12 protein-coding genes and 1 tRNA gene are annotated in these 11,887 nt (G+C 66.2%); 4 read left to right on the top strand and 9 right to left on the bottom strand.

Annotated features, from left to right (window positions below):
• Positions 1 to 43: 43 nt before the first annotated feature.
• Both MAB_RS06025 and mfd read right to left on the bottom strand, forming a co-directional pair.
• The gene (locus MAB_RS06025; protein WP_005109977.1) at positions 44 to 1,096 is read right to left on the bottom strand and encodes a nucleoside triphosphate pyrophosphohydrolase; all 1,053 of its coding nucleotides are present in this window, start codon (positions 1,094 to 1,096) and stop codon (positions 44 to 46) included.
• The gene (gene mfd / locus MAB_RS06020) at positions 1,093 to 4,743 is read right to left on the bottom strand and encodes a transcription-repair coupling factor (RefSeq protein WP_005109976.1); all 3,651 of its coding nucleotides are present in this window, start codon (positions 4,741 to 4,743) and stop codon (positions 1,093 to 1,095) included. The genes MAB_RS06025 and mfd overlap by 4 nt, the downstream gene beginning before the upstream one ends.
• Before the next feature lie 218 nt (positions 4,744 to 4,961).
• Here mfd and lysA point away from each other — a divergent pair, with 218 nt between their 5' ends.
• On the top strand, positions 4,962 to 6,308 hold the full coding sequence (gene lysA / locus MAB_RS06015; RefSeq protein WP_005109975.1) for a diaminopimelate decarboxylase: 1,347 nt from the start codon (positions 4,962 to 4,964) through the stop codon (positions 6,306 to 6,308).
• Here the strand turns inward: lysA and MAB_RS06010 are convergent.
• The 7 genes from MAB_RS06010 to MAB_RS05980 all read right to left on the bottom strand — a co-directional run bounded on the left by MAB_RS06010 (position 6,305) and on the right by MAB_RS05980 (position 9,052).
• A complete protein-coding gene (locus MAB_RS06010) occupies positions 6,305 to 6,616 on the bottom strand; it encodes a hypothetical protein (protein WP_005084192.1) in 312 nt (103 codons plus the stop codon). The genes lysA and MAB_RS06010 overlap by 4 nt on opposite strands.
• 33 nt (positions 6,617 to 6,649) lie before the next feature.
• Positions 6,650 to 6,949, bottom strand: coding sequence for a hypothetical protein (locus MAB_RS06005; RefSeq protein WP_005066452.1), 300 nt, complete (start codon positions 6,947 to 6,949; stop codon positions 6,650 to 6,652).
• Between the two features lie 94 nt (positions 6,950 to 7,043).
• Complete coding sequence (locus MAB_RS06000) at positions 7,044 to 7,313, bottom strand: hypothetical protein (protein ID WP_005109974.1); 270 nt, start codon at positions 7,311 to 7,313, stop codon at positions 7,044 to 7,046.
• A gap of 96 nt (positions 7,314 to 7,409) precedes the next feature.
• Positions 7,410 to 7,658: a hypothetical protein gene (locus MAB_RS05995; RefSeq protein ID WP_005122107.1), complete on the bottom strand. Its 249-nt coding sequence runs from the start codon at positions 7,656 to 7,658 to the stop codon at positions 7,410 to 7,412.
• A gap of 102 nt (positions 7,659 to 7,760) precedes the next feature.
• The gene (locus MAB_RS05990) at positions 7,761 to 8,057 is read right to left on the bottom strand and encodes a hypothetical protein (RefSeq protein ID WP_005090863.1); all 297 of its coding nucleotides are present in this window, start codon (positions 8,055 to 8,057) and stop codon (positions 7,761 to 7,763) included.
• A 93-nt stretch (positions 8,058 to 8,150) separates the two neighbouring features.
• Positions 8,151 to 8,384 (bottom strand): hypothetical protein, encoded by a 234-nt coding sequence (locus MAB_RS05985; protein ID WP_005109971.1) that lies wholly within the window; start codon positions 8,382 to 8,384, stop codon positions 8,151 to 8,153.
• Between the two features lie 74 nt (positions 8,385 to 8,458).
• Positions 8,459 to 9,052 (bottom strand): TetR/AcrR family transcriptional regulator, encoded by a 594-nt coding sequence (locus MAB_RS05980; protein ID WP_005084186.1) that lies wholly within the window; start codon positions 9,050 to 9,052, stop codon positions 8,459 to 8,461.
• Between the two features lie 148 nt (positions 9,053 to 9,200).
• Here MAB_RS05980 and MAB_RS05975 point away from each other — a divergent pair.
• From MAB_RS05975 to MAB_RS05965, 3 genes are all read left to right on the top strand, one after another.
• Positions 9,201 to 9,272 (top strand) — tRNA-Gln (locus tag MAB_RS05975).
• A gap of 16 nt (positions 9,273 to 9,288) precedes the next feature.
• A complete protein-coding gene (gene glmU, locus MAB_RS05970) occupies positions 9,289 to 10,737 on the top strand; it encodes a bifunctional UDP-N-acetylglucosamine diphosphorylase/glucosamine-1-phosphate N-acetyltransferase GlmU (RefSeq protein WP_005084184.1) in 1,449 nt (482 codons plus the stop codon).
• 156 nt (positions 10,738 to 10,893) lie between these two features.
• Positions 10,894 to 11,880 (top strand): ribose-phosphate diphosphokinase, encoded by a 987-nt coding sequence (locus MAB_RS05965; RefSeq protein ID WP_005059141.1) that lies wholly within the window; start codon positions 10,894 to 10,896, stop codon positions 11,878 to 11,880.
• The last annotated feature ends 7 nt before the right edge of the window (positions 11,881 to 11,887 follow it).

Here is an 11,887-nt window from a genome sequence, read left to right as displayed (position 1 = left end):
CATAAAGTCCCGTCCGCCGTGAATTTAGCTACAGATACCGGAGCTAGGCACTCTTCGGCCGGCCGGAATCCGCGGCTTCCTCGTCGTCATGCACGTCAGGCTGCTGCTCTTCAGCGGTGAGATCCGTCTCCGTGGCCGCCGCGGGGTCTGCGGGGGCCTGCCGCCAGTGCGCGCGCCATTCCTCCGTGCTCACCTCGCGCAGATCGCTGACATCCAGCTCAGAGGCCACGTCGTCGCCGCGACGTCCCCGCAGGATGTCCTTCTCGGCGCGCCGCACGGTGTCCATGAATTCCAAAGCATCGGCACGGAGCTGGTTTTCGGCGTCACCGTCGGGGTCGATGCGCACCGACAACAGTTGTGCGGGAATCAGCTCCGCGGGCAGACCCGCGGCCGTCACCCTGCCCAGCACCTTCTGAGTAAGCGCAAGCGCGGGTTGACTACTGGATATGCCATCCAGGCAGGAGTCCCGGTCTTTCTTCTCCTCGGCCTTGCGTTCTTCCCACTGCGCCAATTGCTCTTCCAGTGAGATCGAGGCGGAATCACCACCGGCACCGAGCAGGACCGGGATGCGGTTGCCCAGTTTGCTCAGCAGCGTCTCGGCCACATCGTCGATATTGAACGGGTGCTCCGGGGCGTCCTCGGCGATACGCGCGTGAAAGAGCACCTGTAGCAATACATCGCCCAATTCCTCACGAAGCTCGTCGGCGTCCCCGGTGCGCACGGCATCAAAAAGCTCGTAGGTCTCCTCGAGCAGATACCGACGCAACGAATCGTGCGTCTGAGTGCTCTCCCACGGCCCGTTCGTCCGCAGCCTGTCCATCACCGCTACCGCGTCGATGAGCTTTTCACCTTGCCGTGCCGGCGGTGCGATGACCGCGGCGCCCGCCTTGACCCGCGCGCGCACCTCCGGATGGTCTGGATCCGAGGACAACAGGGCGGGAGCGTCCTCGCCGATGTACACCGGGCGCGCCGTCGACAGCGACCACGCCAGCCGCACCGGCAGTTCCTCCGTGTACTGCAGATCACCGGCGAGCAACGCGACCGCCTCGACCGGAACCATCGACGGATGGCGTGGGTCGACGAGTATGACGGTCATTTGCTCACCTCCAGTGGTGTTATATCAACACTGCCCGCCGGGCGCCCGGACAACGCGACCAACAGCTCGGCGATCATGTGCACAAGCTCTAGGTCCCGAATCCGGTCCGAACCCACACCGCCGTCACCGGCACGCGGGATGGGCACCTGCACAACGGAAGTCGTCGCGCGATATTGCGCGGCCGGATGCAAACGCTTCAGCCTCAGCTGCGCCGAATCAAGAAGTGGCAACGGTTGTATCCGAATATTGGTACCGACCACGGAAAGATCGGTGATTCCCATCTCGCGGCACAGTAAACGCAGCGAAGCGACCGCGACCAGCCGCTGCACGGGCAGCGGCAGCGGTCCATAGCGGTCGGCGAGCTCCTCGACCGCGGCATTGATCTGTGCGGCGTCCGCGGCAGCCGCCAGCCGACGGTATGCCTCGAGCCGCAGCCGATCGCTGCCGATGTAGTCGGTGGGCAGATGCGCGTCGACCGGAAGATCGATGCGCACCTCCTTGGGCTCCTCGGCGGTCAGCACCGTCTTCCCGTCGGCGGCAGCGCGATACGCCTCGACGGCCTCGCCGACGAGACGCACGTACAGATCGAAACCCACCCCGGCGACGTGCCCGGATTGCTCGACACCGAGCACATTGCCGGCGCCACGGATTTCCAGGTCTTTCATGGCCACCGCCATGCCGGCACCCAGATCGTTGTTCTGCGCGATCGTGGAAAGCCTGTCGTACGCGGTCTCGGTGAGCGGCACCTCGGGTGAATACAAGAAATAGGCGTACCCGCGTTCGCGGCTGCGGCCGACACGACCACGCAGCTGGTGTAGCTGGGACAGACCGAAGATGTCGGCCCGCTCCACGATCAGGGTGTTGGCGTTGGAGATGTCCAGCCCCGTCTCGATGATGGTGGTACACACCAGGATGTCGTATTCCCGGTTCCAGAATCCCTGTACGGTGCGCTCCAGCATCTCTTCCGGCATCTGGCCATGTGCGACAACGACTCTGGCCTCCGGAACGAGGTCGCGTATGCGCGCGGCGGCCTTGTCGATGGTGCTTACCCGGTTATGCACGTAGAACGCCTGGCCATCGCGCAACAACTCACGACGAAGCGCCGCTGCCACCTGCTTGTCGTCGTGCGGGCCCACATAGGTGAGCACCGGATAACGCTCCTCGGGCGGGGTCAAGATGGTCGACATCTCGCGGATACCGGCCAGGCTCATCTCCAGGGTGCGTGGAATCGGGGTCGCGCTCATGGTGAGCACGTCCACATGGGTGCGCAGCGCCTTGATGTGCTCCTTGTGCTCCACGCCGAACCGCTGTTCCTCGTCGACGATCACCAGGCCGAGGTCTTTCCACCGCACGCCGGTCTGCAGTAGCCGGTGCGTGCCGATGACGATGTCGACCGAACCGTCGGCCATTCCCTCGACGACCAGCTTCGAGGTCAACGGATCGGTGAACCGCGACAGGCCCGCCACCTTCACCGGAAAGCCGGCGGTGCGATTGGTGAACGTCTGCAGATGCTGGTCGGCGAGCAGCGTGGTGGGCACCAGCACCGCCACCTGCTTACCGTCCTGGACGGCCTTGAACGCCGCACGCACCGCGATTTCGGTCTTGCCGTAACCCACATCGCCGCACACCACGCGGTCCATCGGGACCGGTTTTTCCATATCCGATTTCACTTCGGTGATGGCGGTCAGCTGATCGACGGTCTCGACGAATCCGAACGCGTCTTCCATCTCGCGCTGCCATGGGGTGTCCGGAGCGAAGGCATGTCCGGGCGCGGCCTGGCGCGCCGCATACAGTGCAACGAGTTCGCCCGCGATCTCACGAACCGCCTTGCGCGCCTTGGTCTTCGTGTTGGTCCAGTCGCTACCGCCCAGCCGACTCAGGCCGGGCGATTCACCACCCACATACCGGGACAGCTGATCCAGGGAATCCATCGGCACGTACAGGCGGTCGCTCTGCCCACCGGCCGCGGCGCCGCGCTTGCCGGAGGCATACTCCAGCACCAAGTACTCCCGGCGGGCTCCGCCGACCGTGCGTTCCACCATCTCCACGAATCGCCCGATACCGTGCTGATCGTGCACCACCAGGTCACCCGCGGAAAGCGCCAGCGGATCAACCTGGTTGCGGCGCTTGGCCGGCAGCCGCTTACCGTCGGTGGCCGCGACCCGGCTACCGGTCAGATCCGTCTCGGTGACGATGACGATGTTCGCCCCGGTGAGCACGACACCGTCGGTGAGGTGACCGCGCAGCACTCCGACCACGCCCTCGGCGGGTTCCGCACCCGGCTCCAACAGCGTTGCGGGAGTTTCGGTTTCCGCCAACTGTTCGATGATCCGGTGTGTGGTTCCGGCTCCGGCGGCGACCACCGCTGCCCGCCCGCCGGTCATCACATGGGCACGCAGCATCGCGAAGATCTCCGCCGCGCCCTCCTTATGGCCACGCGCGGAGGGCGACGGCCGCACCGCCAGCCCGATCGCCTGATCGTTGTCCATGCCCAACGGGCTCAGCGACCACCACGGATATCCGGCCTCACCGGCCGCGTGCTTGACGTCGTCGAGTTCGCGGAATCCCGAATCTGCCAGTGCTTCAACATCGATCGGCGCATCCGAACCGATCGCGGCAACCGACCACGACGCCTCCAGGAACTCCCGGCCGGTGCGTTCCAGGTCCGCCGCGCGCGTCCGAACCTTCTCGGGGTCACAGACCAGAACTGGCGCATGGTCTGGCAGATGGTCGACCAGCATAGTGAGCTTACCCGAATGCAGCACGGGCAGAAGCGATTCCATCCCGTCGACACAGATTCCGTCTGCCAGTTTGGCGAGCATCTCCCCCACCCCGGCGCCGAGCCGGTGCCCCTCCTCGCTACCGGAAACTCCGGCGGCGGAGGCCAGCTCGGCCGCCCGGGCCCGCACCTGGTCGGTGAGGAGCAGTTCGCGACAGGGCATAGCGAGCACGGAGTCGACCTGCAGCTCCGGGATCGAACGCTGGTCGGCGACGGAGAAATAGCGCATCTCGCTGACCTCGTCGCCCCAGAACTCGACGCGCACCGGATGGTCGGCAGTGGGACTGAACACGTCGAGAATGCCACCGCGCACCGCGAACTCACCGCGGCCAGCCACCATATCCACCCGCGTGTACGCGAGCTCGACCAAACGCGCGATCACCCCGTCGAACTCCAGCTCGGCCCCGACGGCCAGCTCCACCGGCTCCAGGTCGAACAGCTCGGGAGACATCGGCTGTAGCAGCGAGCGCACGGTGGTGATCACCACGCGCAGCGGTACCCCCATACGCGAATCCTCCGGATGGGCCAACCGGTGCAGCACCTGCAGCCGCGCGCCCACCGTGTCCACCCCGGGTGACAATCGCTCATGCGGGAGCGTCTCCCAGGACGGCAGCAGCGTCACCGCGTCGCCGTACACGTCGCGTAGCTCGGCGGTGAGATCTTGCGCCTCGCGGGTGGTGGCCGTCACAACCAAGACGGGCGCATCGCTCGCATCGGCCATACCCGTCACGACAAATGCGCGTGCACATGTCGGAGCGGTCAGATCGAGGCCGGTCTTGGCGGCGATAGCCGGAGCAAGAACATCGAATGCGGGATCCCGCAAGGCTGTCCGGATCACCCCGGCGAGAGGCGGGGTAGTCGCAGTCATGGTGCACCCATTCTATCGGCAGCCACCGGGCCGGCTGCTGGGCGGGCTCGAGCCGTCGAGACTACGGTTTTTGATGCATTTTGCGAGTCGGCGCCGCCAAACACGGCGTGTCGGCGCATAGGGCTACGGCGCCCAGATCCCGACAAAATCGGGCCCATCGCCGTCAAGGCCACGTCAAGAAACTCCGCACCAGGTCGCCACGAGAGCACGGTGGATGCATGACACTTCTGGACCTCCTGCCGTCCTTACACAATGTGGCTCGCCCACGCGTCGACCCGGCCGTGTGGCCGGTCACCACACACCTGGATGAGCAGGGCCGGATGTGCGTCGGAGAGACGGCGCTCTCGGAGATCGCCGACCAATTCCGCACCCCCGCGTACGTGCTCGACGAGGAGGATTTCCGTCATCGCGCCCGCCGCTACCGCAGCACCCTGCGCGAGATCGAGGTCGCATACGCCGGCAAGGCGCTGCTGACGGCCGATATCGCGCGCTGGGTGGCACAAGAGGGCCTGTCACTGGATGTCTGCTCCTCCGGCGAGCTGGCCACCGCCCTCGCGGGCGGTTTCGATCCGGAACGAATCATCATGCACGGCAATGCCAAGACCCCCGATGAACTCAGTGACGCGGCTGCCGTGGGCGTGGGCCGGATCGTGGTGGATTCCTACACCGAGATCATGTTCCTGGCGACCCGCCTCGCGAAGCGCCAGCGCGTGCTGGTGCGGGTCACCCCCGATATCGACATCCACGGACATGCGGCGGTGACGACGGGGGTCACGGATCAGAAGTTCGGCTTCCCGCTGCATGAGGGCCACGCCATCGAAGCTGCCCGCCGCGTGCTGGATCAGCCCTTGCTGAACCTGGTGGGCCTGCACTGCCACATCGGCTCGCAGGTCACCGACTGTGCGCTGTACGGCGAGACCATCCGCCGCATGATCGCGGCGATGGCCGACATCCGGGCCAGGCACGGCGTGATCCTGGGTGAGCTCAATATCGGTGGCGGCCACGGCGTTCCCTACCGTTCGGGCGACCCCGAACTCGATCTCGCCGAGCTGCGCGACTTCATCGACGACGCCCTGGACGCCGCCTGCGCGGCCGAGCGCTTCCCGCGCCCGCGTGTGGTCGTCGAGCCCGGCCGCGCGATCTCCGCACGCGCGGGCGTCACGCTCTACCGGGTGGTATCGGTCAAGACCCAGCCCGGTGGCCGCACCTTCGTCGCCGTCGACGGTGGCATGAGTGACAACCCCCGCGTTTCCCTGTATAGCGCGAAATACAGTGTCGCGCTGGCCAACCGCCACCCGTCCGCCCCGCCACAGCTGGTGACGGTGGCCGGGCGGCACTGCGAATCCGGCGATGAGATCGCCCGGGATGTCAGTCTGCCCTCCGATGTGCGCCCCGGCGACGTTCTTGCCGTCGCCTGCACCGGCGCGTACCACCACAGCATGGCCTCGTCCTACAACCTGGTCGGGCGTCCGCCCGTGGTCGCCGTACGCGATGGACGCGTGCGCGAGCTGGTACGCCGCGAGACGATTGCCGATCTGCTCTCGCGGGACCGCGGCGCGCGCTAGGGCCAGTGAGCGGTGGGCATGGGTTTGGTCTGTTCTACCGTCAGCGGCGGTGTGGCCTCATGCTCGGGATCGGGAGTCGAGTGGATCTCGGCATTTCCCGGTTTCGAGCACTCCTGCTGACCGGGAGCGGGTTCCCGGCAGGCAGGACGGCCGCTCGTCGGCGGCGCCTCCGACGTCGTCGGCAACGAGCAGGTAGCCGCACCCGGTGCACACGGATCGGCGTATGAGGCACCGATCACCACCGAACCTCCGACCACGAGGCCCGTCACCGCTACCGACACCGCGGCGCGCGTCAGCGACAAGCGCATTACCCCACCGTAGAAGCCACCGCACGCATCCGTCTAGAGCGCGGCACCGCCCTTGGTCGGCGCGACCGTCAGCGGCGGCGCCGGAATGTGGGCTGTCGGGGTGGAGTGCAGTTCGGCGTCCCCGGGCTCGGAGCAGACCTGCTCACCCGGTTTGGGCGCACTGCACTTCTCGTGCGCTCCGGCCGGCGGCACCACCGCGGTGGGCAACGCACACGCGGCCGCACCCGGTGCACAGGGTGGATCCGCGTGCGACACGCCAAGTGCCAGCGGCGTACCGACGGTGACGCCGACAGCAACCAGCAATGCGGCGCGGCGCATCAGGACGAACATCATGAGCCGACGATAAGCCCGATTGTGTGGCCTGGCACCACTTCCCAGCGAATTCACAGCGGCACTCAACGGACCGTTGCACGAGCCCGCTTCGCGTTCAGGGATGATTCCGCGCCTCGCCGGGAGCGTTGATCGCCTGCCACGGCGGCATCCCGCTCTGGGGCACCTGCGGTATGACATTGGGATCGGGTTTGGAGTGCAGTTCGGCATCCTCGTGGACCGGCGCCGGCGTCGGCGGGGCCTGGCACATGGCCGGATCCGCGCACGGCTGCTCGGCTCCTGCCACCGGAATCAGGACGACGGGCATCGCGACCAGAGCGGCCGCGGACGCGGCGCTGATCACCCACCTCGGCACTGTTGACGTCATGACCAACACCTCGCCTATCAATCAGCCCCAGGGGCATGATTTTAGGCGCTTTGCGCACGGCACACAGCGAGTTCACAGCTTTTCGGCCAAGCCGGCTCACAAGTTGTCGGGGCGCACCGGAACGTCGGGAGGGGTTGGGAGATCGGCCGGATCGGGCCAGGACCGCAGCTCCGCGTCGCCCGGCGTCACACACACCTCAGAACCGGTCCGAGGCTGCACGCAATGACCGTGCCCGCCATGAGCAGGCGCCGCCGAAACCCCCACATCCCCCGTATCAAGGACAACCGGAACCGCCGCCAGCAGACCCGCTGTCACCACCGCCATGGCGTACCGAAGGCCAGGCATGGCACAACACCCCTTAACTGCTTAGATTTCCTAACAAGTCAAAATTAGACTCATTAGGATCTGAAAGCAACTACCTGGGGTGTTACGCCAGGCGACGAGGGACTAGTGCCCCATGCCGGGATTACCGAAAACCACCCAGGGCGGCTGCTCGGCTTGCGGCACCTCGGGAATGTCCGCGGGGTTGGGCGAGGAATGCAGTTCCGCGTCCCCCGCACGGGTGCACACCATGTCGTCGGGTCCACCGTTGCAATCCTCGGGGTTGGCCGGCTCCGACTGGCACATGGCCGGGTCGGCACACTGCGGTTCCGCCCCGGCGACCGGCGCCAGCGACACGGGCAACGCGCCCAGCGCGGCTGCTGCGGCACCAACCACAGCCCATCGCACAACTACTGACGTCATGACAAACACCTCACCTTGTGGTCAACCCCAACAACTTAAATTCTAGGTGATCGACGCATGTCACGCGCTGGTTCGGGTTGACAGCGCGTCCGGTCACGGAAGCCAGATGCCCGAGCCGGTGCCGCCGACCACCAGCCACGGCGACGCTTGCGGCACATCCGGGATGAACTGCCGATTCGGCGTGGAATGCAATTCGGCGTTGCCCGGCTTCACACACACCCGCGCGGTAAGCGGTCCGCTGCAGTTGTCGGCCGCCGCGGGAGGTGCGCCGAGGACACCGAGCGCCAGCACAGCGGCCACACCAACAAACACTCGAGACCCGGTCACAACCGACCACCACCTTTACGAACCATCCGTTAAGTCGAACGGTCCGCAGTGCGCAGATGTTCCTGCGCGGGGCGTCATTCCTCGTGCAGCTGCGGATCGGCTTCCAGGTGCTTCAACCCATGCCAGCACAGGTTGACGATATGGGCCGCAACGACTTCCTTTTTGGGCTCGCGGGCATCGAGCCACCATTGGGCCGTCATCGACACCTGCCCGACGAGAGCCTGCGCGTACAGCGGCGCCATCTCGGCGTCCAGACCGCGGCGCTGGAAGTCGCCCGCAAGGATGCTCGACACCTGGCTGACCGCATCGTTGAGCAGACTCGAATAGGTACCCGAGCTGACCCCGGGCGGCGAATCCCGAATCAGAATCCGGAAGCCGTCGGTGCGCTCTTCGATGTAGCTCAGCAGCGCCAACGCCACCTGCTCGAGCCGGACCCGCGAGCGATAACTCGTCAACGACGAGGTGATGCCGTCCAACAACACCGACATCTCGCGATCCACCACAACGGCGTAAAGCCCCTCCTTGCCGCCGAAATGTTCGTACACAACCGGCTTGGACACCCCCGCGCGCTGAGCGATCTCCTCGATGGAGGTTGCCTCATACCCGCGTTCGGCGAAGAGCGACCGTGCCACATCGATCAGCTGACGGCGACGCTCGGAGCCAGCCATCCGGACCCGCGGAGTCCGCCCGGGGACATCCGGCCTACTAGGTACCGCCATCTGCCATCACTTTCCTACGACGCGCCTCGCGCCAGCCTGCCGAGTCGCCCGGACAAGCCTTGCTCCGTGGTCGACTACAGTCTTCATTCTGTAACAGTCCGTCGTGGTGTAATCGGCAGCACCTCTGATTTTGGTTCAGATAGTTCAGGTTCGAGTCCTGGCGACGGAGCAGTAGGGAGTAGGAAATGCCAGGCAATACCGCTGGGACCGCCGTAATCGTGCTGGCCGCGGGCGCCGGCACGCGCATGTGCTCGGATATCCCCAAGGTGCTGCATACCCTCGGGGGCCGCTCCATGCTGGCACACGCCGTATACGCGGCAGCCAGCGTGAATCCCGAGCATCTGGTGATCGTGCTGGGGCACGAACGCGAGCGGATCGCCACCGCCGTCGACATCCTCGCCGAGTCCCTCGGCAGGCGAATCGAGATCGCGGTCCAGGAACAGCAATTGGGCACCGGACATGCGGTGGCCTGCGGCCTGCAGGCGCTGCCCGCGGGTTTCGCGGGCACCGTCGTCGTCACCTCGGGCGACATCCCGCTGCTCGACGGGGGCACCCTGGCCGGTCTGATCGGCAGCCACACCAGCGAGCCCGCCGCCGCCACTCTGCTGACCACCACACTGACCGATCCCACCGGCTACGGACGCATCCTGCGCACCCAGGACCGCGAGGTTATCGCGATCGTCGAACAGACCGATGCCACTGAGAGTCAGCGCGCCATCGGCGAGGTCAACGCCGGGGTGTACGCCTTCGACATCGAGCCGTTGCACGCGGCCCTCTCGCGGCTGCGCTCAAACAACGCACAGCACGAGCTCTACCTCACCGATGCCGTATCCATCATCCGCGAGAGCGGAAAAGTGGTGCACGCCAATCATGTTGACGACAGCGCACTCGTGGCCGGGGTAAACGATCGCGTGCAGCTCTCCGAGCTCGGTGCCGAACTGAACCGGCGGATCATCCGCCACCATCAGCGCAACGGCGTCACCATCATCGACCCATCGAGCACCTGGATCGACGTCGACGTCCACATCGGCCAGGACGCGACCATCGCCCCCGGCACCCAGCTGCACTCGGCCACCGTGATCGGCGGCCACTGCCACATCGGCCCGGACACCACCCTCATCGATGTCACCGTCGGCGACTCGGCGACGGTGATCCGCACCCACGGTCAAGGTTCCACCATCGGTGCACGATCGGTCATCGGACCGTTCACCTATCTGCGGCCCGGCACCGTCACCGGCGAAAGCGCCAAGCTCGGCGCCTTCGTCGAGGTGAAGAACTCAACGGTGGGCCGGGGCACCAAGGTGCCGCATCTGACGTACGTGGGCGATGCCGACATCGGCGAACACAGCAACATCGGCGCCTCCAGCGTCTTCGTCAACTACGACGGAGAGACCAAGCGGCGCACCGTGATTGGCTCGCACGTGAAAACCGGCTCGGACACCATGTTCGTGGCACCGGTCACCGTGGGCGACGGCGCCTACACCGGCGCCGGGACCGTCATCCGCGAGGATGTGCCGCCGGGCGCGCTGGCGGTGTCCGCCGGACGCCAGCGCAACATCGAAGGCTGGGTGGCGCAGAAGCGTCCGGGCTCGGACGCGGCCAAGGCCGCCGAGGAAGCATCCAAGGGTTCCTGACCGTCGGGAACCCAGGTTGGACATCTCGCGTTCAAATTCCGGCAACCCCCTCCCGGTCTTCCGGGAAAGGTCCGTACCATTACCCCGACGGGCGGTACCCGATCCGCCCGATTCAAAGCCCACGATACGACCCAAACCAAGAGGACTAGCTGCGCCGTGAGCACCGACTGGACGGACAACCGCAAGAATCTGATGCTGTTCTCGGGTCGTGCACACCCCGAGTTGGCCGAACAGGTCGCCAAGGAACTCGACGTGCAGGTGACCGCGCAAACCGCTCGCGATTTCGCCAACGGCGAGATCTTCGTGCGGTTCGAGGAATCGGTGCGCGGCTGCGACGCGTTCGTCCTGCAATCGCACCCGGCGCCGCTGAACACCTGGCTGATGGAACAGCTCATCATGATCGACGCCCTCAAGCGGGGCAGCGCCAAGCGCATCACCGCGATCCTGCCGTTCTACCCCTATGCCCGCCAGGACAAGAAGCACCGCGGTCGCGAGCCCATCTCGGCCCGCCTGGTGGCCGACCTGTACAAGACCGCCGGCGCCGACCGCATCGTCACCGTCGACCTGCACACCGACCAGATCCAGGGCTTCTTCGACGGACCGGTGGACCACATGCGCGCCCAGTCACTGCTGTGCGGCTACATCGCCGAGCACTACGTGAGCAATGGTGAAGATGTCGTGGTGGTATCCCCCGACTCCGGCCGCGTGCGCGTTGCCGAGAAGTGGGCCGACTCCCTTGGTGGGGTGCCGCTGGCCTTCATCCACAAGACCCGTGATCCGCGAGTGCCCAATCAGGTCAAGGCCAATCGCGTCGTTGGCGACGTGACCGGCAAGACCTGTGTCATCACCGACGACATGATCGATACCGGCGGCACCATCGCCGGTGCGGTCGGCCTGCTGCACGAGGCGGGCGCCAAGGACGTGGTGATCGCCGCCACTCACGGCGTGCTCTCCGACCCCGCCGCCGAGCGTCTGGCCAACTGCGGCGCCCGTGAAGTGCTGGTCACCAACACCCTGCCGATCGGCGAGGAGAAGCGGTTCCCGCAGCTGACCGTGCTGTCGATCGCACCGCTGCTGGCCAGCACCATCCGCGAGGTCTTCGAGAACGGTTCGGTGACAGGGCTTTTCGACGGAAACGCCTAGCCCTGCC

Origin of the sequence: Mycobacteroides abscessus ATCC 19977, assembly GCF_000069185.1 — a bacterium.
GTDB classification, from domain to species: domain Bacteria; phylum Actinomycetota; class Actinomycetes; order Mycobacteriales; family Mycobacteriaceae; genus Mycobacterium; species Mycobacterium abscessus.
Note: the sequence above shows the minus strand (reverse complement) of the source record. Positions and strands in the feature narration are given on the sequence as shown.

Bases quoted from the DNA above. Each gene is read 5' to 3' on its own strand.
- MAB_RS06005 (WP_005066452.1), bottom strand. From the start codon at position 6,949: ATGATGTTCGTCCTGATGCGCCGCGCCGCATTGCTGGTTGCTGTCGGC.
- mfd (WP_005109976.1), bottom strand. From the start codon at position 4,743: ATGACTGCGACTACCCCGCCTCTCGCCGGGGTGATCCGGACAGCCTTG.
- MAB_RS05995 (WP_005122107.1), bottom strand. From the start codon at position 7,658: ATGCCTGGCCTTCGGTACGCCATGGCGGTGGTGACAGCGGGTCTGCTG.
- MAB_RS06000 (WP_005109974.1), bottom strand. From the start codon at position 7,313: ATGACGTCAACAGTGCCGAGGTGGGTGATCAGCGCCGCGTCCGCGGCC.
- MAB_RS05990 (WP_005090863.1), bottom strand. From the start codon at position 8,057: ATGACGTCAGTAGTTGTGCGATGGGCTGTGGTTGGTGCCGCAGCAGCC.
- MAB_RS06025 (WP_005109977.1), bottom strand. From the start codon at position 1,096: ATGACCGTCATACTCGTCGACCCACGCCATCCGTCGATGGTTCCGGTC.
- glmU (WP_005084184.1), top strand. From the start codon at position 9,289: ATGCCAGGCAATACCGCTGGGACCGCCGTAATCGTGCTGGCCGCGGGC.
- lysA (WP_005109975.1), top strand. From the start codon at position 4,962: ATGACACTTCTGGACCTCCTGCCGTCCTTACACAATGTGGCTCGCCCA.
- MAB_RS05980 (WP_005084186.1), bottom strand. From the start codon at position 9,052: ATGGCTGGCTCCGAGCGTCGCCGTCAGCTGATCGATGTGGCACGGTCG.
- MAB_RS06010 (WP_005084192.1), bottom strand. From the start codon at position 6,616: ATGCGCTTGTCGCTGACGCGCGCCGCGGTGTCGGTAGCGGTGACGGGC.